The organism is Marinibium conchae, assembly GCF_015595035.1.
In the GTDB taxonomy this organism is placed as follows: domain Bacteria; phylum Pseudomonadota; class Gammaproteobacteria; order Enterobacterales; family Alteromonadaceae; genus Glaciecola.
This window is the reverse complement of sequence record NZ_JADNRN010000002.1, coordinates 58,539-82,210: the sequence shown is the minus strand read 5'-3', so window position 1 is coordinate 82,210 and position 23,672 is coordinate 58,539. Positions and strand designations below refer to the sequence as shown.

18 protein-coding genes are annotated in these 23,672 nt (G+C 43.4%); 7 read left to right on the top strand and 11 right to left on the bottom strand.

The features are described 5' to 3' along the window. The gene (locus tag ISG33_RS08270) at window positions 1–1,332 is read left to right on the top strand and encodes an NCS2 family permease (RefSeq protein WP_195733143.1); all 1,332 of its coding nucleotides are present in this window, start codon (window positions 1–3) and stop codon (window positions 1,330–1,332) included. 91 nt (window positions 1,333–1,423) lie between these two features. Here ISG33_RS08270 and ISG33_RS08265 read toward each other — a convergent pair whose 3' ends face one another. From ISG33_RS08265 to ISG33_RS08255, 3 genes are all read right to left on the bottom strand, one after another. Beyond that, the gene (locus ISG33_RS08265) at window positions 1,424–2,311 is read right to left on the bottom strand and encodes an ROK family protein (RefSeq protein ID WP_195733142.1); all 888 of its coding nucleotides are present in this window, start codon (window positions 2,309–2,311) and stop codon (window positions 1,424–1,426) included. A 29-nt stretch (window positions 2,312–2,340) separates the two neighbouring features. Next, window positions 2,341–3,573 (bottom strand): MFS transporter, encoded by a 1,233-nt coding sequence (locus ISG33_RS08260; RefSeq protein WP_195733742.1) that lies wholly within the window; start codon window positions 3,571–3,573, stop codon window positions 2,341–2,343. 128 nt (window positions 3,574–3,701) lie between these two features. After that, entirely contained in the window at window positions 3,702–6,209 is a 2,508-nt protein-coding gene (locus ISG33_RS08255) for a TonB-dependent receptor domain-containing protein (RefSeq protein ID WP_195733141.1), read from the bottom strand. 355 nt (window positions 6,210–6,564) lie between these two features. On the opposite strand from ISG33_RS08255, the gene ISG33_RS08250 reads away from it, so the two are divergent. Next, complete coding sequence (locus ISG33_RS08250) at window positions 6,565–8,535, top strand: alpha-amylase family protein (protein WP_195733140.1); 1,971 nt, start codon at window positions 6,565–6,567, stop codon at window positions 8,533–8,535. 65 nt (window positions 8,536–8,600) lie between these two features. Here the strand turns inward: ISG33_RS08250 and ISG33_RS08245 are convergent, their stop codons facing one another. Then, entirely contained in the window at window positions 8,601–9,674 is a 1,074-nt protein-coding gene (locus ISG33_RS08245; protein WP_195733139.1) for a LacI family DNA-binding transcriptional regulator, read from the bottom strand. Between the two features lie 251 nt (window positions 9,675–9,925). Then, on the bottom strand, window positions 9,926–11,179 hold the full coding sequence (locus tag ISG33_RS08240; RefSeq protein ID WP_195733138.1) for a TMEM143 family protein: 1,254 nt from the start codon (window positions 11,177–11,179) through the stop codon (window positions 9,926–9,928). A gap of 273 nt (window positions 11,180–11,452) precedes the next feature. Between ISG33_RS08240 and ISG33_RS08235 the strand changes: the two genes are divergently transcribed. After that, complete coding sequence (locus tag ISG33_RS08235) at window positions 11,453–11,809, top strand: c-type cytochrome (protein ID WP_370545312.1); 357 nt, start codon at window positions 11,453–11,455, stop codon at window positions 11,807–11,809. Between the two features lie 59 nt (window positions 11,810–11,868). Beyond that, complete coding sequence (locus tag ISG33_RS08230) at window positions 11,869–14,493, top strand: sensor domain-containing diguanylate cyclase (protein WP_195733136.1); 2,625 nt, start codon at window positions 11,869–11,871, stop codon at window positions 14,491–14,493. A 34-nt stretch (window positions 14,494–14,527) separates the two neighbouring features. On the opposite strand, the gene ISG33_RS08225 is transcribed toward ISG33_RS08230, so the two are convergent. Both ISG33_RS08225 and rep read right to left on the bottom strand, forming a co-directional pair. After that, on the bottom strand, window positions 14,528–15,346 hold the full coding sequence (locus tag ISG33_RS08225; RefSeq protein ID WP_195733135.1) for a tetratricopeptide repeat protein: 819 nt from the start codon (window positions 15,344–15,346) through the stop codon (window positions 14,528–14,530). A 159-nt stretch (window positions 15,347–15,505) separates the two neighbouring features. Next, window positions 15,506–17,512 carry a DNA helicase Rep gene (gene rep, locus ISG33_RS08220; protein ID WP_195733134.1) on the bottom strand — a complete coding sequence of 669 codons (2,007 nt, stop codon included), beginning with the start codon at window positions 17,510–17,512 and terminating at the stop codon, window positions 15,506–15,508. A 265-nt stretch (window positions 17,513–17,777) separates the two neighbouring features. Here rep and ubiK point away from each other — a divergent pair, with 265 nt between their 5' ends. Further along, window positions 17,778–18,029 (top strand): ubiquinone biosynthesis accessory factor UbiK, encoded by a 252-nt coding sequence (gene ubiK / locus ISG33_RS08215; protein ID WP_195733133.1) that lies wholly within the window; start codon window positions 17,778–17,780, stop codon window positions 18,027–18,029. A gap of 38 nt (window positions 18,030–18,067) precedes the next feature. After that, the gene (locus tag ISG33_RS08210; protein ID WP_195733132.1) at window positions 18,068–20,641 is read left to right on the top strand and encodes a putative bifunctional diguanylate cyclase/phosphodiesterase; all 2,574 of its coding nucleotides are present in this window, start codon (window positions 18,068–18,070) and stop codon (window positions 20,639–20,641) included. Here the strand turns inward: ISG33_RS08210 and ubiA are convergent. Continuing rightward, the gene (gene ubiA, locus ISG33_RS08205; RefSeq protein WP_195733131.1) at window positions 20,630–21,499 is read right to left on the bottom strand and encodes a 4-hydroxybenzoate octaprenyltransferase; all 870 of its coding nucleotides are present in this window, start codon (window positions 21,497–21,499) and stop codon (window positions 20,630–20,632) included. The genes ISG33_RS08210 and ubiA overlap by 12 nt on opposite strands. Continuing rightward, window positions 21,496–22,107 carry a chorismate--pyruvate lyase family protein gene (locus ISG33_RS08200; protein WP_195733130.1) on the bottom strand — a complete coding sequence of 204 codons (612 nt, stop codon included), beginning with the start codon at window positions 22,105–22,107 and terminating at the stop codon, window positions 21,496–21,498. Before ISG33_RS08200 ends, ubiA begins: the two co-directional genes overlap by 4 nt. A gap of 176 nt (window positions 22,108–22,283) precedes the next feature. Here ISG33_RS08200 and ISG33_RS08195 point away from each other — a divergent pair, with 176 nt between their 5' ends. After that, entirely contained in the window at window positions 22,284–22,664 is a 381-nt protein-coding gene (locus tag ISG33_RS08195; RefSeq protein ID WP_370545311.1) for a flagellar basal body-associated protein FliL, read from the top strand. A 32-nt stretch (window positions 22,665–22,696) separates the two neighbouring features. Here ISG33_RS08195 and ISG33_RS08190 read toward each other — a convergent pair whose 3' ends face one another. Continuing rightward, window positions 22,697–23,290, bottom strand: a complete 594-nt coding sequence (locus tag ISG33_RS08190) for a rhomboid family intramembrane serine protease (RefSeq protein ID WP_195733129.1) — start codon at window positions 23,288–23,290, stop codon at window positions 22,697–22,699. Window positions 23,291–23,329: 39 nt separating this feature from the next. After that, window positions 23,330–23,656, bottom strand: a complete 327-nt coding sequence (gene glpE / locus ISG33_RS08185; RefSeq protein ID WP_195733128.1) for a thiosulfate sulfurtransferase GlpE — start codon at window positions 23,654–23,656, stop codon at window positions 23,330–23,332. Window positions 23,657–23,672 lie beyond the last annotated feature (16 nt).

The following is a 23,672-nucleotide window of genomic DNA, read 5'->3' as shown; positions in this document are numbered from 1 at the left end:
ATGTTAAGCCGCTTCCTCGACAAAACATTCTCGCTAAGCCAACACGCCACCACCGTTAAAACCGAGATCATCGCTGGCCTAACAACCTTCGCCGCAATGTCCTATATTTTGATCGTAAACCCAAGCATTCTTGGCTTAAGCGGTATGCCAGTCGCCGGCTTGATAACGGTTACCGCGTTGGCAGCCTGTTTAGGCACCTTGTTAATGGCTTGGCTCACGAACTACCCGGTCGCACTTGCACCAGGCATGGGCTTAAACGCTTTTTTTGCTTTTACGATTTGCCTTACCCGTGAGATTCCATGGGAAGCAGCCTTAGGGATTGTTTTTTACAATGGCCTGTTGTTTTTGGGTTTAACAATATCGGGCTTAAGAGAAAAAATCGCCAACGCCATCCCTGCCTCACTTAAAATAGGCGTTCAATGCGGCATTGGCTTGTTCATCGCATTTATAGGCTTAAAAAATGCTGGCCTCATTGTTGATAACCCAGCCACTTTTGTTGAACTGGGTGATTTGTCGCAGCCCGCGGTTCTCCTAGCCCTATTTGGCATTATTTTTACGATTGTATTGGTTGCCAAGAAAGTCACTGGTGCAATCCTTATCTCTATCATTACCCTAACCTTGATTGGCTTGTTCATTCCCACCGAAAACGGCTATTTAACGGCTAGTCCTGAGGCAATTGTTGGTATGCCAGCCTCAATTTCAGATACTTTCATGGCAATGGATTTGATGTATCCAATTGAAAATTTCGCGAGCACATGGGACTTAATATTTGCCCTAATGTTTGTGAATATGTTCGACACCATTGGCACCCTTATCGGGGTGTCGAAAAAAGCGAATTTGGTGGATCAACACGGCAAACTTCCCAAAATGGGCCGTGCTATGACGGCCGACGCCAGCGCTGGGGTTATCGGTGCTGCTTTGGGAACGTCGCCTGTTACAAGTTACGTAGAATCAGCGGCGGGTGTCTCCGCGGGTGGGCGAACAGGCTTAACCGCAGTGGTCGTCGCTATTTGTTTTTTGCTTGCACTCTTCTTATCACCATTGATGCTTGTTATTCCACTAATGGCCACCACGCCGGCCTTAGTAATGGTGGGTATTTTTATGATGGACACGATTAAAGACTTAGAATTCGACGACCTTACCGGCGTAGCGACTGCCACTATTGCATTGATGGCGATGCCGCTCACCTTTAGCATCAGCGAGGGGATTGCGCTTGGGTTTATTACTTACGTTGGTATTCGAGTAGGGAGCGGAGACTTCAAAAAAGTAAGCCTGCTAACTTACGCCATGGCGGTGGTGTTTTTACTGCGTTATGTGCTTGATTTGAAATAGTAGGCTTTTAAAAAACAGCGTTGCTACACTAAACCCGCAAGCGCAGTAAGCACTAATTGCCAAGCCTTAGCGCTCGGGTTTTAGCGCTAACTTAGAAATCCATAATCAAAGCTAATGCCCCGAGCAAACCTGAGCGCTCACCCAATCCTGGTGCTGTAATGATATGTTTTATATCTTGCTGATAAGGGAATACAATATAGTTTTTCAAAGATTGTTCAGCATTTGCAACAACTTGCTCAAGAAGGCCTTTTTTAGCCATAACACCTCCCCCTAATACAATGCTTTGCGGGCTAAATGACACTAACAAATTATGACAAAAATTGCCCAGCACCTTCGCCTCTACTTGCCAAGCAGGATGAGAGCTGTCCATGTTCTCAGCAGGCTGATCCCATATTTTCTCCATCGACTTTCCAGCAGCCAAACCTTCAACGCAATTGCCGTGAAAAGGACAGACCCCTTTAATTTCTGGCACTCCAGAAATAAGCATATGGCCCAATTCAGGATGCACCAAGCCCTTTAGTGTTTGACCGTTAATCACTACACCGCCACCTACGCCAGTTCCCACCGTTATGTATATACTCACCGTTGTATTTTGACTTGCTCCCCATTTGAATTCTGCCAACGCCGCTGCGTTCACGTCGGTATCGATAGAAACATCGCAAGATAAAGACGTTTCAAGCTCTTTTTTGATGGCAACGTTCGACCAGCCCGCTTTTGGCGTAGATGTGATTGAGCCAAAGCTTTGTGAGTTGGGATTAAGATCCAGAGGTCCAAAGCAGGCCAAACCTAATTTGTGAAACTCAAAGCCCGCCTTTTTTTGCTCATTGAAAAAATCAATGACAGCTGAAATGGTCTGTGAAGGGCTAGTTGTTGGAATACGTTTTTCAACTAATATTTCACGTTTTTCATTAGCAATGGCACAGTTAAATTTAGTACCGCCACCCTCAACTAAAGCAAAATATCGCTTGCTTATCGACATGCCATCTCCTTCTTAAGGTAACTCTGCATTTATCGGTATTCTGACTTTTCTATTTCTGCCAAACGCTTTTCAGTTGGATTGAACAAATAGTTATACAATAGGCCAATAAATAGGAGGAAAGTAAATGCCGTTGCAACAATGAAACCATATTTGGCATCTCCGCCGTAGGCATCGCTAACGACACCCATGATCAACGGTCCAGCGGCCGCTCCTGCCGCAGTGAAAAACAGAATAATTCCGGCAACTGCGCCATGCTCAGCTTTTACAAAGCAGCTAATACCTTTGGAGTTAAACGTAGGATAAATTACTGACATAAAAATCCCTGTGAGCGGGAAAAGGTAAACAGCAAGCTGCTTGCCGCCGAAGAGACCTCCGACAAAGCAGATCATGATGGCAAAACTGAATAGAACCAGCACCAAAGACCAATTGAAGCGTTGCATCATCCAAATACCAACGAATCGACCAATTGCTCGCAACGAGAAAAAAACGGCAACAGCATACATTGCCAAGGTTTGCTCTGGCCCAGAAGAATAGCATGAGAACGTATCGCTAAGACTTGTTGCATCACATACAAGATAGCTCGGCATCCACACGTATATAGCGCTCTCAGCCGCAACATATAGAAAGGCACCCAGTGAAAAGCCCATCGCATAACGATTTTTTAATAGCCTCAAACTACTCGTAAAATTACTTTTCGAGGACTGTTGTTCGCTTTCCTGTTTCAGCTTTTTCTCTTGTTTGAAGTCTGGATACTCAACCTTATATGCCATAATGATGAGCAAGGTACACAAGCCACCGGCAATTACGTATAACCATTTCCAATCAACGCCTTCTCGAACAAGCCATGCAACTAGTAAAGGTCCAATAATGGCACCCACGCCAAAAAAAGCTTCTGCACCGTTCATCGTTCCTGTGTGTTGCTTGGTTGAGGTGGAGATATCACCAATCAACGCGAGCGCCGCAGTTTTAAAAATACCTACCGCGATACCCGATAAGGTAATAAGGCCAAGAATGAAAGAGAAACTTGTGCCCACTAAGAACAAGTAACAAGACACGGCAAATAAGGATAAGCCCAGTATAATCGCGTTCTTTCGACCAAATTTATCAGCCAAAAACCCCAAGAATAGCCCTGAAAAAGCGATCCCTACCATAAACAGGGTATGCATTAAGCTCGCTTGAGTATTATTAACGTCAAATTCTCGCTTAACCTCTTTGATAATTTCACCCACTGAATCTGATGTCATCGCAAACATCATGAACATTAGATAGGTTAACCAACGCACCAGCGCTAGGTTTTTTTCAGTTTTGGCTATATTTGTCATGCTTCAGTCTCTTGCAATTTATACCTAAAAAGCCCGCATTATGCGGGCTAAGGTCTAGCTAGGGATACTTACTCAAACGTATACTTCAACGATAAAGATGTTGTTCTACCGTTAAGTGGACGCGCTCTTATTATGTCTCCTGCGCTTGCCGCAGACTCTTCAGACTCAGTAATAACAAATTCGTCGGTTAAGTTATTCACGTTAAGCGACACTGAGAATTCGTCTGTTACGTAATAAGTGGCAAACAGATTGACCAAAGTAAAACCATCTTGCTTGAGTTCATTACTATCACCAACAAAGTACTCACTTGAACCCTGTAACGACGCACCAACGAGCATGTTATCATCCTGATACTGCGGTGTGAGTGTATAGATCAAGTCGGCCTGACGACGCGGTGTTTTGCCTACCAAACTCGGGTTGAAAGCATCGCCGCTTATTTCAGCGTCGGTCCAAGTCATGTTACCAATTAGCGTAAACCCAGAACCTAGCTCGTAGCTACCTTCAACTTCTAAACCCGTTGCCTCATATTCACGAATGAAAGTTAGACCGCTAGTGAGTTCAGCTTGAGTGTCTTCAGTTACGGTATCGAACAAGGTTGTGTACACACGTAAATCGCTAGTCGCATATTTAAAACCAATTTCGAGTTGCTTAGTCTCATCAAAGCCAGAAGTTGTGCTAGTTAAGCTTCCATCTGCATTCAGCGTTCCGGCAATTTGCAAGAGTCGGTCAGCAATAGCACGACTACCTTTGCTGTAGCGAGCAAATATTGTTTTTGAATCATCAAGCAAGTAAGAGCCACCGAAAGAATAGGAAGTATTGCTCGCCTCATAATTGACAATTTGGCTCGCTGCACCCGCTCTATTGAGATTAATCACCCCACCGCCAAATCCAAAGCCATTAGAGGCAGAAGCGTCTTCTGAATTACCCGAAATGACACCGTCTCCATTCAGGTCGAAGTCGGCGTTGCCACCACAGCACGAGTTGATTAACTCACCATTTGCTTGCACAGTGTCACGTCGAACACTGGCATCAAGCAACACGTTATCATTAAGTTCATAACCAATGTTTAGGTATGGTGCTGTGGTTTGATAGCGCAAATCCCACTCCCATGACAAGAAGCTCGGGGCCCACAAACCATCATTTACCAAAGTCTCACCGTCTGCGTCGGTAATAGTAAGATACTGAGAATTACTGCCATCAACGGTTTGTATAAAGGTATTCCAACTGTTCCAGCTCGACGCAATGTCTTGCATAGAGTAGTAATAACCAGCCGTTACCGAGAATCCACCGTCAAACTCTTTAGTGATATTCATGTCATTGATTAGGTTTCCTAAATCTTTGATAGAGGTATCAAATTGCAGGTTTAGGAAGGCATCGCCAGTATATTGCTCACCTGCACCTGGACCATTCGCAAGCGTGACAGTAGTAGATGAACAATTGAAAGGATTTCCATCACCATCACGAGCTGCGTTACAGATATTCGCAGCCATGCTTTGCGCCGATTGCGGGCCATAATCGCCGAAGGTATCGGTAAACGGCGAAATAAAACTCCCGCTTATATCGGAACTACGGAACTTGTTAATAAAGGTAAGTCCTTCGTCGATCTCTATATTGGCTTCAAAACCAATTGAAGTGACCTGCGAATGAATGCCATCAGTCACGTCGCGATTTCGTGGGTTACCGAAAGAATCAAAAGTTGAAACGTTTGTTGTATAAGCTGAATGAAGTGTCTGACTGCTAGCGTCAAAATTTTCCACAGGACCAAAATCACCATTACTTCTAACTCGTACTGGGGCAGGCAGATAGGTGGTGACTTTGTCATCTAAGTTTTTAAAATAAAAACGAATGAAGCCGTTTTCTAGCAATTGCGTGATATTAAACTTAACCTGACCACCTTGGTCACCGTTAAAGCCTGTTTCACGTGTCCCTTCACCGCCTCGTGCAAAGCCACCAATGTGGAAATATAGGTCGTCATTTATTTCGCCGCCATAGCTAAAGTCAAGACGAAACTCATCATAATCAACGCCAAAAGAAGTGCCAATGGCGCCGCCACCACTTTCGCCAGTATTGCTTATCATGTTGATAACGCCACCCGGTGAATTACTCGCAAAGGTGGAAGCTGAGCCACCACGCACAGCTTCAATGAGGCCAACCGACCAATCATAGCGAAGAAAGTTGTCGGCATTTCCGAAGTTGATATCACCATATTCTAATACTGGGAGTCCATCTTCGTGTATTTGCAAAAATTTTGAACCGCCAGTTGCCAGAGGAATACCGCGAATTGTTATATTAGCGTTACCACCGCCGCCCGATGATTCGGCTCTGATACCGGGAAGTGCTCTAAATACCTCGGCGGAAGAACGGGCCGCAAGCTTAAATATATCTTCCTCATTAAATGAACTTACAGACACACTCGTCTCTTGTTGGGTTGCTCCACCTGGGCTTGCAGTAACAACAATTTGTTCGTAAGTTTTTTTCTCTTCCTTCGCTTCTTCTGTTTCTTGCGCCTGAACATGCGTGCCCATTGCTATCAACAGAGCCGCTGCTATTGCTGAGTGTCTATAAGTTGATTTCATATTTGTCCCCGTAATGAAATTAATTTTTAGTATCTTGATTGTCATACAAAGCTTGATTCTTTTTTACATCCACATCGCTTATCGGTGAAGCACATTTTCGTTTGTACTTCGCCCTACTGCTTATTTCTCTCAATACCCTGCTTACACTGACTATTGTCGGCAATAATTAAGCTACTTAATGCCATGCATGCTTTAGGTAATTGAAGAGCTAAAGAGCAAACCATCAAAAACGTTTAAGTAAAATTAGCAAAGATATTACAATATGTAAACCATTTGTGAAAAATATTTGATTTAACCTTTATAAACGAGTATTTTTGTAAGCATCAAAAAACTTAAACGTTTAATTAGAGTCCTTATGAATCTAGAGTTCGAAAGCAAAAAGTCGCTTAAAAGAATACTTTCTCAATTAGATTTGGGAGAGTTATCTGCCGTTGATAAAAGAGTGTTCCTATCTCGTTTGAACACCCACTTTCCGCCATTGTTTACTATTCTGTATGAAGTATATGGTGGGCAGTACGACTTTTTTTATCACCTGCAATCACTCGTCGAAGTACTTAAATCGAATTTTGTCGAGCGAAAAGCTTCATTAAAGAAGAAAGACAAAGAGCGCACGAATCTTCCCACTTGGTTCAAAAGCGAGAAGCAACTCGGCATGGCTTGTTATGTTGATTTATTTGCAGGCGATCTCAAGAAACTCCAACAACAGATCCCATATTTACAGGAACTTGGTATTACCTATATTCACCTTATGCCCTTGTACAAATCACCTGAAGGCGATAGCGACGGCGGATATGCCGTTTCTGATTACCGTTGTGTTGACCCAAAGCTTGGCTCTATCGACGACCTCAAAAAACTTGGCGCGAAGCTGGCAAAAGCTGGAATAAGTTTGGTACTGGATTTTGTCTTCAACCATACCTCAGACGAACATCATTGGGCACGACTAGCCAAGGAAGGTAAGCAAGAATATCAACAATTCTATTGGATGTTCGATAGCAAAGATGAGACTACAGCTTACGAGGAGCACCTTCGAGAAATATTCCCGCAGGTGCGCCGCGGTAACTTTAGTTTTGATAAACACTCACAAAAGTGGGTATGGACGACTTTCAACAATTTTCAATGGGATTTAAATTATTCAAACCCAGCCGTGTTCAATGCTATCACCGATGAGATGTTGTTTTTAGCCAACGTAGGCTGCGATGCGCTTCGCTTGGACGCGCTTGCATTTATTTGGAAGGAAATGGGAACGAATTGCGAAAACCAACCCAAAGCACATTTGCTCATACAAGGCTTCAATCGCTGTTTAAAAATAGTCGCTCCTGCCGTTGCTTTTAAATCTGAGGCAATTGTACACCCAGATGAAGTGGTCAAATATATTGATAAAGACGAGTGCGAGCTATCCTACAATCCGCTATTAATGGCGTTAATTTGGAACAGCTTGGCAACTCGAAAGACCAAACTTCTAACCAAATCAATGCAGAAAAGTTTCAGCATCAGCGACCAATGCGCATGGGTCAATTACGCTCGTTGTCATGATGATATTGGTTGGACTTTTGATGATAATGTTGCCGTCGAACTTGGGATTAATGCATTTGATCATCGATTATTCTTAAATCAATTTTACACTGGTCGCTTTGACGGGTCATTTGCTAAAGGGGTCGCATTTGCAGAGAACACAACTACCGGTGATTGCAGAGTATGTGGCTCCTTAGCTTCACTTGCTGGTTTAGAGCAAGCAATGGATTTACAAGACGAACAGTTGATTGCTCACGCGATTAAGAGGGTACTGCTGATTCATGGAGTGATACTGAGTATTGGCGGCATACCCCTATTATATTCTGGTGACGAATTAGGGCTGCTGAACGACTACAGTTTTGCAGAAGACGACACTAAAGTGCACGACGAACGTTGGGTACATAGAGTAGCGGTAGATGAGAAGTCAATTCGTAACGCGAGCAATATCCATACCCCTCAGCACTCGATTGCGAAAGGTTTAGAAAAGCTCATTAAAATACGCAAGGAACATGTAATTTTTGGCGATTCACCAACCCATATTCTTAATATGCACAACGACCATATTTTTGCTTTCATGCGCAAAACCAAGTCTAAACAGGGCTCTGATGAACAGACTCTTATCGCTTTATTTAACTTCAGTGAGCAAAGGATAAGCGTGAGTAACCTTCAAACTACCTTAGCAACGCAAGCACAATTTGATACGGTTGACGAAGTAAAAGTGACTGAGTTCATTCATAATAAGCACTATGAAGCGCTACCAAACACTATTGAAATTGAAGCCTTAGATATGATGTGGTTCCACCTGCAGGCATAGGACTTCAGCGAGCTGCGCAGTAACGCTGTATTGGAAATCCTATACCAGAGGGCTACGTTAAAAACTCATGTTGAAGCTGGGCAGCTTCTGCGAACCACTAACCTTGTATCAAGTGTTAAATGCTTCAGTGGCACCTCTTCAGAGATAGACTGTATAAGTAAATTCGCTGCGACGCGACCTTTTTCAATGCTTTGTTGGCAGATCGTTGTGATACCCGGTTCGCTCCTGCCAGCTTCCGGTATATCGTCAAACCCGGTGATCATCACCTCTTCAGGAACCTTAATTCCTAATTCTCGCGCGACCTTTAATGCCGACAAGGCAATAATATCGCTCATGCACAACAGTAGCTTTGGTTGAGGATAAGTTGTGAGCGCCTCACGCGCAGCAACTTCAGCATTTTCAGCCTTATTAATCGGAATATGCCATATTTTGTCAAAGGGTAGGTTTATCTTACTCTGTTGCGCAGCATCTAAATAACCGGCTAAACGGCTTTGCGAAATTTCCTGCGATTCGTTGTCTACATCATTGGAGTTAAGACGACAAATCCTTTCGTTATCAATCAGTCGCAAACCCAAAACAGAGAGCGGTGATGGATCTGTCGGCAGTAAATTACCATTTGTGATAGCGTGCAGTGCGATCTCGCGCGCACCCTCACGATTATTTATATTAACGGTGTGGGAAGTTGTTGAGCGAGAGTCTACTTTTACAATTGGTTTGCCTAAACGTTCTATTTGTTCAATCGACTTTTTTCGGGGTGTGCCATATAAAATAAAACCGTCTGGAAGTGATTCGGCGGTGCTTTGTTCTGCGGAGTCTACATTCCCCGACAAAATAAGTAACTGCTTTTTATTTTCCACCAATACTTCGGAAATGCCTTGTAGAAGTTGGCTAGCGACAGGATCGGAAAAGGAATAAGTAAGGGAATCTGCTAGCATTACTCCTATCACTCCCGAAGCCCCCATGCGAAGAGAGCGTGCCGCCATGTTTGGGCCGTGATATCCAAGTTTCGCAGACTCTTCGAGGATGCGTTCGCGAAGCTTATTGGACAGCTGGTCTGGACGATTAAAGGCATTAGAGACCGTCGCTATTGATACTCCGAGATGCTTGGCAACTTGCGTAAGGTTCAACTTCTTTTTCATAAACCCAAAAATAGAAAATCTTAAGATGAGTAAATCATAACTTAAAGAAAGCTCGTTTTCTCTTAAATTTTTAGTAACGATAGGAAATCGACGGCAGAGTATCACTCACCCAGATTGTTGATTCTCGTATCCTTGGTATGTTGCATAATGAGCACGATGGCTTGGCTGTATTCACTACTGTAGCAAAGCTCTTTAGTCCAAAATACTGCTGCAACGGAGGCTAGTAGATGGTTCGTATCTAATAGTAAAAGCTAAAACAAAGCGTCCCATTTCTTATCCAAGTTAGTCTTGGCTTGATCCAAACTCACGGCAGTGTAATAGTCCACAGCGCTTTTCGTTTCGACAGTAACAATCTCAAAGCGAAGCAATTTGTCGAGCGCATCATCAATTTCAAAGTCGATTTCGAAGTGAAAGTATTTGGCAAACCACTCTTCTACTTTCGCGTCAACATCAGCCTTACTCAGACTACCTTGATTCATAAGTAAAATGTAATAGGCCAAAATAGCTTCTTTGCATTCCTCTTCTTCTGCAGCATCAACTAAACGATGAAACACACCAGCATTATTATCGAGATTTTTGAAGTATAGGTTGTCGGCCAAGGCTTTCATAAATTTCAATTTACGATTCTTGAACTTACTCCATTCTTTAAAAATAAAGCCACCGAGTACGCCAGCACCCGCACCAAGCGCGACTAGCTCTTGAGTTCCAATTGTGACTTCTTTGTCTGATAAACCAATCCAGTAGGCTAGAAGCCCGGTAAGTAGCAATAATGAAGCGCCAAGTTTAGTCACCAACATTACGGTAGCACCAATGACGGCTGAACCACCAATAATAGCTTTATCCAAGGTTCTCATCCGCACTTCACTGTTGGGAAATAACATCTCCAAATCAGCTTTAGGAACGTTTTGAAATAATTTGATAATGGTTGAGCCAGGTTCAAAATGCTCAGTTGACCGTTTTTGGGCTGTAAAATAATCTGCGTCTTTGAATTTGATGTAAACCGTTACTTTATCGTAGTTAGTAAAACTCAGAGTTTGCTTCTTTAAACCCCAAAAAGTTGAAACGCGTTCCTTGCGCTCATATTCGCCACGGCGATAAAAGACAACTTCCTCAAAATCCTCAAACTCAACGGCTAAACGTACCTTGAACAAAGACTCTTCCTGCAATGCTTCAGCTAAGTCCTGCTCGGTAACTTTTTCGAAATTAGCTGCATTTAAAATACTTGCGAAGGTTTGTGCAAAGGTAGACTGATGCTGCTTCAACTCTTCAGCAGTGAATGTGCTCACTGTTAAAGTGTCGGCATTAGGGTTAAAAGGAGCGTAGGCATCTTTGAGTATCTCCAACTGTTGGTGATAATCAAAATGCACTGTGCTCATAATCAACTTGCACAGAGAAGAGAATTTGAGCTTTTCTGGCTCAGGAAAATTGCCATGCTCTAAACATGCGCTAATAAGCTCAGTTTTACGCAAGGGAATAAATCTGTCTTTGGATACGCTTTGCTGCAAATTGAGTCTCTCAGATACTAGGTTTAGCAAATCATACACAAAACCACAGGCAAGCAATAGCGTTCCAAAATAGCAAAAAAATATCAGATACTCACAAATTCGGCCGATATCCTAAGCGTAAAGAGTAATTGCACGCCAAAACAAGGGTTAATATCAACAAATAGTTGTGTAGCCAGTGCTTATGTTTATAATTACGCTGGTAATTGTGCATCAATAGAAACGCAGGAGTTCGTTGTGAAATTCAAAGTACTAATCAGTCTTATTGTTTCAGCCATTTTTTTTGTTAGCGTAAACGCGCAAGAAACGACTGACCAAGATTTGCTCGATAGAATCAAACCCGTTGGTAAAGTGCACGTTGCTGGTGCGGCCCCCGCAGCAGCTGCTGGTCCTCGTACTGGCAAACAAATATATGATGCAGCATGTGTTGCATGTCATACCTCTGGCGTTTTAGGTGCTCCGAAACTACAGGTAGCTGCAGATTGGCAACCTCGTCTAGATGAAAAAGGATTTGATCAGGTCTGGAAAAATGCCGTAAACGGTATTAACGCTATGCCAGCCATGGGAACCTGCGGTGATTGTAGCGAAGATGACATTAAAGTTGCCATTGAATACATGATTGAAGGTATCTAAAACCACAATCCTTTTGGCACCTTCCTCAAGAGTAGTATTTGGGTAGGAAGTTTTATGTAATGAACGATGACAACAAGGTTATCGGCGAACTAACTGAAGCCGAGTTGCGGGAACTAATTCCGCAACTTCAGTCTCTCACCGAAAAATATAAGCGCGCTGAAAAAGTTCAGAAGGCGCTTTTTGAGATCTCAGAGCTTGCCAGCTCCGTGAGCAACCTTGATCGTCTTTACAAAGCCGTTCACGATATCGTTAGCGAATTCATGAGCGCAGACAACTTCTATGTCGCATTCTACGACACCAACGACCAACACGTTGATTTTGCCTATTTCGTTGACGAACTTGACGAAGAAGAAGTCACTCGTATTCCTTACGAACGCATTATGGACGGTATTACCGGCTACATTCTTAAAAGCGGTACTAGCTTGGTAATGACCAAGGAAAACGTAGACTCAATACTTGAAGAAACCGGCATTGCGATGCTTGGCACACCACCTGTTGATTTGATAGGCGTTCCGTTAAAGCGCAGCTCCGAAGTTATCGGCGTAATGGTTGTGCAAAGTTACAACGATGATGTTCGATATACCCCCGACGACTACGAAGTATTATCATTCATTTCTCAGCATATCGTGACTACTGTCGACCGAGTCAAAAACCGGGAAATCACCGAAAGAACGATCCGCGAACGCACAAAGCAATTACGCTCAATAAATGAAGATTTACAAGAAGAAATTCTTGAGCGCCAAAAAATAGAGTCTCTGCAAACGGCTCTGTTTGAAATTTCAGAGTTATCAGTGGCTCTTGATGATGACATGCCTCGCTTTTATTCGAAACTCCACGCCATTCTTGCACGTTTGATCAGTGCACCGAATTGCTTTGTGGCAGTGCTAACCAAAGATAGGCAGAGTCTTTACTTTCCATACTTTAGTGATGAGTTGCACGAATCAGTTGAAGAGCGACCACTAGGTTTAGGCCTAACTGAATATATCATTCGCCGAGGTGAGGCATCCCTTATCGACAACAGCCGCATATTGGCCTTGGTTGAAGAAGGTGAAGTTGACGTTACTATCGCGCAGAATATGTTGCACCGTAATAACTCGTGGTTAGGCTCGCCGCTGGTTATCGACGGCGAAGTGCAAGGTGTTATTGCTGTACAAACTTACGGTAACGCTGAAGACTACACACAAAAAGACTTAGAAATACTCCGTTTCGTATCACATCATATCGCTGTAGCCATGGAAAGGCGCAGATCTGCAGAAGCTCTGAAAGAATACAATTTGCAACTTGCTGAAAAAGTGCAAGAAAGAACTGAAGAGTTAAACAAAACCAATGAATACCTAAAGCGCCAAATTGACCAACGTAAAGAGATCGAGTTAAAACTGATTCATGATGCACATCACGACGCACTCACCGATCTTCCTAATCGAGTTATGTTTAATAGTCGATTAGAGTTGGCTATCGCTAATAAGAAACGCCACCCCGAAAATCACTTCGCCGTGTTGTTTATTGACTTAGACCGCTTCAAAGTGATTAACGATACCCTAGGCCACCATGCAGGCGATGATTTTTTAGTAGAAGTAGCTCAACGCATTGCCACTTGCAAGCGCGGTCACGATCTCTTGGCACGCTTGGGTGGAGACGAATTTGTAGTCTTACTCGACAATTTTGACGACGTTAAAGCAGTGGAAGAAGTCGCTTCTCGTGTCATCGCCTCTGTTGCTCAGCCCTTTATGTTGAATGGTAAGGAAATGTATAGCGGCGCAAGTATTGGTATTGCCCATTTAAATAGCACCTATTTTTCTGCTGAAGAGGTGTTACGAGACGCTGATGCAGCGATGTACCAAGCAAAGAGTTTAGGTCGTGGACGTTTTATTACCTTCGATAAAAGTATGCGCGAAAAGCTGCTTGAAGATATTCAGCTAGAGACCGAGTTTAGAAAAGCCCTAAAAATAAAGAACTTTGACTGTGTATTACAACCGGTGATGTCGTTAAGCGACGGAAGCGTTCTCTACTATGAATGCACTCTGCAATGGCATAACCCAACTTTCGGTAATATTAGTCGCGAACAGTTCTGGCAGATTGCCGAACAATGTGGGTTAACCTTAGAAATAAATCAGTTCATACTTGATGGCGCGATTGGTTTATTGTCACAATGGCAAAGTGACCCCGAATACTCACATCAAAAAATCGGGGTAAGCCTGTCGGTTGAACACCTCATGCAACGCGACCTTATCAAAGAAGTCATAGAACAGGTAAAACATGCCAATTTTGAGCCTGAAAAACTGCTCTTAGAGTTTACTGAGAGTGCACTAAACAATCGCGGACAGTTCATACTGCCAGCCGTTAAGAAAATAAAGCGCGCAGGCTTTGGTTTGATACTGGATAACTTCGGCAGTGGTAGCGCTTCTCTCAACTATCTTTTTTCTTATCCCTTCGACTACATTAAGATTGATGAACGTTTTATTCAATCTTTTACGCGGTCTGAAAAGAACCTGCGTTTCATTGAGTCCGTGATTTTAATCGCTGAGAAGCTGAAGCTCACGGTTATCGCCGAAGGTGTATCAAGTAAAGGTAAGCTAGATGGGCTACTAGGGCTGGGCTGCGAATACGGGCAAGGCAGCATTCTTGGCAATACCATATTGTTGGATTTTGTTGATGACTTAACTGTAGGGCAAGATTCAGAATAGCCCCCAAACAGCAATGTGGGGGCAGAATTGCCTATTATCGCGATACTATCCCAAAACCGTTCGGTATAAGTACCAAGCTTGAAAAGTCATCGAGCTTGTCGGCAGAGGTGCTTTGACAACCAATGCGTTCCGCACAACTCTTACCCTTAAATCGTGTACCTAATGACTTAACAGGCTTGCGCATTGCAAGCAACTCACTGTTTAATAAGCTCGTCAGCGATGGGCCTCTTACTTCAATGCGCTCCACCTCATCAGCCGGCCAGTCGCGTCTACCGTCAGCATTCACCAGCATCGGCGCACTCGCAACCTGTGCTGAAAGCTTTGGAAAATTAGATGAATTAATTTCTACAGACTTAGTAATATGCTCGATAATTTCTGGCATGTTTGGGTGGCGTTTTTCATAGGCCAGAGACAGAAAGGTATCGGCTTTTTCTTTGTCTTTTAAACCATACTCATCAGTCAGATGAATCACACCCAACATGAAAATGGCGCTTTTATGATCTTTTTTAGCGGCTTTTTCAAGATATTCCACGCCGTCCTCGATATCACGAAAGTCGAAGTCGCTCACATATAACAATCCGGCCATGTATTGTGCTGCGGTATTCTTTTTGCGAGCTGCTTTCTTGAAATAGGTCAGCGCATTTCTAGGGTTAGCTTCAACACCATAACCGTAATAATAAAAATTCCCGAGAATGACATTTGCCTTTGCGTGGCCATACTTCGCAGCTCTTTGAAAGTTTTTAAAATACTTAACGCATTGCTCTTCCATACATGGTTCGAGCTTGGCTGCATTTACCGATGTTGGCGATAAAAAAATCGCCGACATAATGAGTGTTGCAATCACTTTCTTCATAACATGCTCCATTGTCTTGCTTTTCGACTGAAACAGACGAAAATTCATATTCAGCACAAAGCGCACATTTATGCACACTCGCACTGGTTGACTATCAACAGACTAGCGAGATGGGAGATATTTGGCAAATTTTTGTTCACTTTGCTCATATGACGCAAGCTATAATAGGCCTCGCAAATTCGCGATCCCTTTTGCGCCTTTCGCTTTGCGCTCGTCGGCTGTTGGTTTCTTTTTTTGAAACTCCCAATGAACATCATCTTGAGGGAGTTCATATAGAAAACGAGAAGGCTCAGGTTGAATAATCTCACCAAATTGTCGACGTTCTCGCGCAATGCTGAAGGTTAATTCACTTTGTGCTCTCGTAATACCTACGTAAGCAAGGCGTCGTTCCTCGTCAATATTATCCTCATCAATGCTCGATTGATGAGGCAGCAGTCCTTCTTCCATCCCTACCATAAAAACAAATGGAAACTCTAAGCCTTTCGACGCGTGTAAAGTCATCAGTTGTACTTGATCGGCCTCATCATCATCTTCACCTCGTTCCATCATATCGCGCAAAATAAGTCTATTCACTACTTCAAGTAAACTCATTGCTTGCTCAAGTTCGTCTCCTTTGAGCATGTCATTTATCCAACCAAACAACGTACTTACGTTCGCCATCGCCATTTCAGCTGCCTTTGGACTAGCATTCTGTTCATAGAGCCACTCCTCATAAGCCATTGCTTTTATGAAATCGCGTAACACACCAATAGTATCCCCGCGCTGGACATTATCGGCCGCCTCTACAACCCAGCGAGAAAAGGTGCTAACAGATTGGTAAGCGTTCACTCCAAGTATACTTTTTAGGCCATCGTGACAACATGCTTCAAACAGGTTAATTTTATTGGCATTAGCGAAGTGTCCTATTTTCTCTAGAGTAGCGCGCCCAATACCTCGGCTAGGAGTGTTGATTACGCGAAGTAAGGCGTTGTCGTCGTCTTGATTCACTAATAAACGAAGATAGGCCATTACATCCTTTACTTCTGTGCGACCGAAAAACGAAGTCCCGCCACTGATTTTGTAAGGGATACGATTTGTCATCAGCACTTTCTCAAACAACCTTGACTGATGATTACCCCGATACAAGATTGCGTAGTCACCATAACCGGTATTGTTCATGAAGCGATGCGCCATTAGTTCTGCAACCACCTTTTCCGCTTCCTGCTCTTCATTTTTCGCCACCACCACTTTTAGTTGCTCACCATAAGCCAACTCACTGAATAGGCGTTTATCGTAAACATGAGGGTTATTCTGAATTAGAATATTTGCGGTGTGCAATATTCGGCCTGACGAGCGATAGTTTTGCTCAAGCTTTATCAGCTTTAGGCTGGGAAAATCTTTTTGTAATAGCACCAGATTTTGTGGGCGAGCGCCGCGCCACGAATAAATAGACTGGTCGTCGTCACCGACCACCGTGAACCTTGCTCGCTGCCCTACTAATAGTCGCACCAGTTCATATTGACTCGTGTTAGTGTCTTGATATTCATCTACCAATAAGTACTTCAACATGCTTTGCCACTTCGTGCGCACAAGTTCGTTGGTTTTTAATAGTAAGGTAGGTAGCAGAATTAGATCATCAAAGTCCAAAGCATTGTAGGCTTTTAGATGTGATGCATATTGTGCGTAGTATTTCGCATGTTCAACTTGTGGCTCTCCCTTAGCCATTTTTAACGCAGCCTCGGGCATGATTAAATCGTTTTTCCAATTAGAAATTGCGCTCTGTAGAGCCGATAAAAGCTCCTTATCGGCGTCATATTCAGCCTCGGTGAGATCACGCAATAGGCTTAAGGTGTCTTTGTCGTCAAATAAGGAAAAACCGGCTTTGTAGCCTAGCTGACTCACGTGCTTTTTAATAATGCTTAAACCTAGCGTATGAAAGGTAGAAACTTTTAAACCTCGTGCTTCCGCTTTGCCCAAAGTTTGCGCTACACGCTCCTTCATTTCCCGAGCAGCTTTATTGGTAAAAGTGACCGCCGCAATTTGCCTAGCTTTGTAGCCACACTCACGAACCAAATATGCAATTTTGTTTGTTATAACTCGAGTTTTACCGCTGCCTGCCCCAGCTAATACCAAGCAAGGCCCAGAAACATATTCAACAGCTTCTTGTTGAGCATCATTTAAACGCATTGTTGTTAACCTTTGTCTAACTAGACGTGTATGGGAAAGTGACGGCTTGCATGAATTGCACGAGCAGCTCCAAAGCTTATTGTTGAAACTGTGAAATACATCCTTACCTCGTAAGGGTAGCATGCAAGCCAGCAACGAATTATAACAAATGGTGAACAGATAAGCCTTTTTTCTTTCCAAAATCGAGCTAAACTATCACTGTATTATTGCTACACTATCATTACGTAAACAGCGATATGTAATCCCCACATTATAAGGTTGAAAGATGCTTGATCCTAAAAAATTAGAAGAAATTGCCAAAAATATTAGTGACGCTATTCCTCCCGGCGTTAAAAATATGGCCGGTGAAGCCGAGAGCCGCGTGAAGCAAGTACTGCAATCACAATTATCGAAGCTCGATTTGGTGACTCGCGAAGAATTCGACGTGCAGAGCCAGGTATTAATCCGTACTAGAGAGAAATTAGAAGCATTGGAAACAAGGATTGCTGAATTAGAAAAACCTGCCGATAAAAGTTAAGGGCGTGACCGATTATCGAATATGAGTTAAGGGTTTGAATGCATGATTTTGTAGCGCTTATTTTCGCATCCTTGGTAGGTGTGAATATAATGTGCGCGCTATTTATTATATTTCTTAAAAGAGATAACGCTGGGCGACAATTCGCTGTCGTGATTGCCTTTTGTTTTCTTGTTTGCTTTTTTCAATACAGCACCTGGCAATATCATTTATCAAGTGATTTTGCTTCTTCTATATTGTGGTTAAAAATCCAAACGAGCCTCCTCTACCTTGTTATCACACCCTATTTTTTAATATTTGCTTTTTGGTGTGGCGCAAGCAATATCAAATATTACGTTTACACCGTGTGTCCTCTTGTGTTGGTGCTATTTGTTCATAACCTTATCGCCCCCTACAGCGGCCGCTTTACCGCTACTCAAGCACCTGACCTGATTGGGTATACTGTCTTTGGTGATGAAACTGTATATCGTTTAGCTGGCGAAATGAGTGCTGGGGCCTTGCTGTTTTATGTGATTTCCTTTGTCGTTTTGATGCAGTTTGTTTTCTGGCTGGCGCGAAGTAGAGGCAAGCTACCAAGTGCCATTTGGAATATGTTGGCAGTGTCGTTATTACTGCAAGTGTTTGCCATAGTCATGTCGGTACTTACTCAAAAAGGCGTATACGAAACCGTATTACTAGGTGGTTTGTCTTTCACTTTTTTAAATATTGTTTGTTGCCTTGGTTATTCAAATTTAGTTATTCAAAAAAATCATGATTTTGATACGCTTTCATATAGAACTGCTACGCTCGAGAACATTTTAGTAAGCATCGCTACGCGAACACCGGATATGACTAGCGACGACTATCTCACCGCCGTCATATCAAAAATGCAGGAAGCTAGCGGGGCTAGCACAGGTATTATATTGGTTTACGATGGCCCTGCAGAAAACAACAAAGTGAAAACAGCTGTTGCGATTCACCGCCAGCGCATACTCGATACCATTAGTTTTTCGCGAGATAACATTCCAAAAGACTTTAGGGATCCAAACGATACCCATATCGTCACCAGTGGCTTGATGGACAATTATCCAGAATCGGAGTTTTATCAAAATATTAGAGCGCAAGCGATGATCAGTGTGCCCATGTTCACGAAGCCTGGCGAGCCTGTTGGTGTCATGTCGCTATACTTCACGAATCCCTCAACGCCCGATGATAGTTTTCTCAATATCGTAAAAGTATGTGCATCACGCTTGGCAGCAGAATATGCACAAGAATTACTAGTAAAAGAACTTGAGAACATTGCATACGTCGATTATCAAACAAAACTGCCTAACCTTTTTCAACTTAACAAAGTGCTGAAAGGGCATGAGCGTGAGATAGCCCAAAGTAATGAGTCGGTCATTTTGATTAAGTTCGATATTGATGGCTTCGCAGATCTTAATCGTAAAATTGGGTTTGATGGCGCAGACGAAGTACTTAAGACTATTGCTCGACGACTAGCAAACTACGCGAGTGAACAACAGATAATTGCGCGAACTGGCGGTGATGAATTTACCTTTATGACGGTTGACAGTGCGCGAGACCTTAACGGCATCATAGAAATGCACTGGCAAGCCTTAAAATCGATTGTTGGCGCGAAAATAAAAACCAATAAAGGCACATTCAGACTTCGCTGCAGTGCTGGCTCAGTTATATACCCTTCGCAGGTGCCCACCGATATGGACGCAATGCGCTGTGCGGAATTTGCATTATCGCAAGCCAAGATAAAAGGTAAAAACCGCCTTCAAACTTTCGATTCACAAATGATAGAAAGCATTAATCGTCAAAAACACATCGAAAAAGAATTACGAAATGAACTTGAGGCCAAGAATAGCGATGCAATGTTTCTGGTTTACCAGCCTAAAGTAAACCTCAAAGGCCAAATGATTGGTGCTGAGGCCTTATCACGCTGGACGCACCCAGAATTGGGCGTCATACCACCCTTGGAGTTTATTCCAATTGCGGAAGCCTGTGGGCTTATTGACCAATTAGGGTTTTGGTGTATTGAGGAAGTTTGCCAGCAATTAGCCTCTTGGCGTACCGATGGGTTTAGCCCTCAGGGTCGCGTGGGTATCAATGTGAGTGCACAGCAGTTCGACTCTGGCGATTTTGTTGCAGAGTTGCTAGCGATTACTGAAAAATACAATATCGCCCCTTCACAACTTGACTTAGAACTTACAGAGTCGAGTTTAATGAAGAATATCGATAGCAGCATCAAAACAATTACCGAGTTGCGAGAACATCAATTTAGCATTTCACTTGATGATTTTGGCACGGGCTATTCATCATTGTCCTATTTAAAAGACCTGCCACTAGACTACTTGAAAATAGATCGGTCATTTGTCATTGATGCCGAAAATGGCACAAGTCTATATTTGCTGCAGTCAATCTTGTCGATTGGTAAAAACATGCAACTGAAAACCGTTGCTGAAGGTGTTGAAGAGTACCAACAAGTTGAGTTGCTCAATACCTTAGGCTGTGATTATTTTCAAGGCTATTATTTTAGCCGCCCTCTGGAAGCCAAAGCATTCAGCGAATGGAGCTTTGTTACTGAAAAAGATATACCAAGCGATTTGATACAAGGCTTAGATGATTAGTCCGCTAGCAACACTGAGCGCAATGACTAAACCTACCCAATGATTATGTAGGAAAGCCTTAAAACATGCCTCACCCTGTCTTGTCTTTATCAAGGTATATTGGTAAGCAAACATCACTGCTACGATAAGCAAACCAAGGTAGTATGAAAAATGCAGCGCGGTAACAAGACCCACAAACACCAGCAAGCCAAGTGTTGTCAGTTGCAACAGTAAGATGGCATACAGGTCAAATCGCCCAAATAGAATTGCCGTCGATTTTATCCCTATTTTTAAATCGTCATCTCTATCGACCATAGCGTAAGCCGTATCATAGGCGACTGTCCAAGTGAGATTGGCAAGATATATTAGCCAAAGCCACGATGGTAGATCATTTTGGATGGCCATAAATGCCATTGGGATAGCCCAACTAAAGGCCGCCCCCAATACTATTTGCGGTAAGTGCGTGTAACGCTTCATGAAAGGATAAAGGCTTGCTAGAAACAGCGCACCTACCGACAACAATACGGTATGCCAATTTAGCATCAAAACTAAGGCAAACGACATCAGTATCAATAAGGCAAAAAGTTGCAGGGCTTCATTTTCGCCTACTTCGCCCGATACAATAGGGCGCGCCTTAGTTCTGGCAACTGCGCCATCAACTTTTCTGTCTGCATAATCGTTGATCACGCAGCCTGCGGAGCGCATTAACACAACCCCACCGAGAAATATTAACGTGATGGACAGTGACGGAAGCCCTTCCGACGCCCATAGCAGAGCCCAAACAGTCGGCCACAATAGAAGATAAATGCCAATCGGTTTATCTGCGCGCATCAACCGCCAATAGGCACCGCGATTTTGCCAACGCAAAAGCCAGCTCATTGCTTTACCTTTTGCCTTAAATTGCTGCTAGCGATTTCCTCTGGCTCATCGGCGCTTTGCGCCTCACTTTGGTAGCACGGGCAGTCAGGCAAGAAAACCTCGGCCACTAATAAATCCCATTGATGTACTTTGAACTGCGAGCGCCTCGCCCATAATGACGCTTCGCTCGACTCGCCCAATAGAGCGGCGACTGGGTTATAAGACAATTCGGCAATAACAAAATCGCTTCGCACAAATTGATCATCATTAAAAATGCGCTGGCCCAGGGGTTGATTACCTAAACTTGACCAGGTTGTGTTGCAAAGGTGCTCAGGCAAAACGCTCCTCGCGAACACCCAAGGTTTGTTGTCACCATACAGAATAACCTCTCGAATTTGCCAAGTTTGCGCTTCATAGTTTGGTAACGCGTTTATCTCGCTTTCATCAGCTCGCATGGTTTTTTGCCCAACAACTTCAACCCTAAAGTTAGAAGTGAGTGCTTGCAAACGTTCGGTAAGAGAACCTGTATGCAAGAGCCAATTAGCTACCTTGGCGTTTGGCACACGCAGGGATTGGCTCTCAAACCAAGTAGTGTTTATGCCGATAGGAAAGCGATTAAATTCAGACAAGTGATTTAGAAAATTGAGTTTATTCCGATATAACAAGTATACACAGCAACGAATGTAAGTTCATCCGTATTGTTTCCGAAAAAGGCCTTAGCATGACAAGCACTCTCAATATCACGAACATAATCCGCAGCAAAGGAGGTATGAAGTACCTAACGCTTACTTTATTATTGCTAGCCATGATGTTTATAAAACAGTTTGCCATCGCACAGGATGATAATGCAGGCCCTACCTATGCCTATATTGGCCTTGAACCCGATATTGTTACCAACTACGCAGGCGATAATTCTAAAAAGCTTGGCTATGTGCGCGTTACCATAGAAATGATGGTAAGTGAGCCAAACGCTATCCCCAATGTAGAGCACCACATGCCCTTGCTCAGGGCCACAGCTATAGAGGTTTTTGGTGCGCAAAATGAAGATCGCATCCGCTCGTTGACAGGCCGAGAGGACATACGTCGGGAAGTACTTCAAAAATTTAGAGACATCATGAAACGCGAAACAGGTGACGATGTTATCGAGGATATTATCTTCACCAAATACCTTCGCCAAGGCGGCTGATTGGCGCAGAATACGGAGTTATCAACTCAGCGTTAGAGGCTCGCAATCTGATGACTTATCAGTGCCATCACGCAACCTGAGATAAGCCCAAAAAGATGAGCTTCATTCGCCATGTTAACCCATAAGATGTCAAGATAGCCAAGCGCCAACCAAGCAAGCATAAATATGATCAGATTGTTTGGTAGGCCAATGCCCCACTGTGGCCGCAAAAAGCCTATCCACCAAACAAAACCAAATAGCGCATACACCACGCCGTTTAAACCACCGAAATTAGGCCCGTGGACAACGAGCTGCGCAATATTTGATGCTAGCGCCGACACTACGAAGATGATGCTTAAGGTAACTGTACCAAATATACGCTCCAGCTGACTGCCGAGTATCCACCACCAAATGAGATTAAATACGATATGCATAACGCTGAAGTGAATGAGTACTGGCCCTAATAATCTCCACCACTGATGAGTCTGGCTAAGCTCACCTAAGCTACGAATACCGATAGCACTTCGAATAGCATCGAAAGCGCCCAAGTAACTCAAGCAATAAACAAGTACACATGCGACAAGCACCAAAGATGTAAGCGGTGTTTTTTTAGCTGTATTTATCCAATTATTGGTGTTACCGCGCATAGGTGCTTGCCTTATGGGTAGTATAAATAAGCCTGAGTATTATTCGCTCTTGCTTGTTGTATAGGGAAATTGAGTACGCCACACTTCAAAACCGCCATCCATGCTGTATACCTCTTCAAAACCTTGGTGAAGCATATACTGGGCGGCCTGTTGGCTGCTATGACCATGATAACAAACGACTATCACGGGGGTGTCGAAGTCGGTTTCATCCATGAAGCGCTGAATACTGCCATTATTAAGTTGAAAAGATCCTTCAATATGTGCCTGTTCGAATGATTGGTCGTCGCGAATATCCACGATACGAGCTTCGCCATTGTCGAGCATCTCTTTGGTACGCTGCGGCGTTATATGTTCAAACTGTTCCATGGCTTGCCCTATTTTT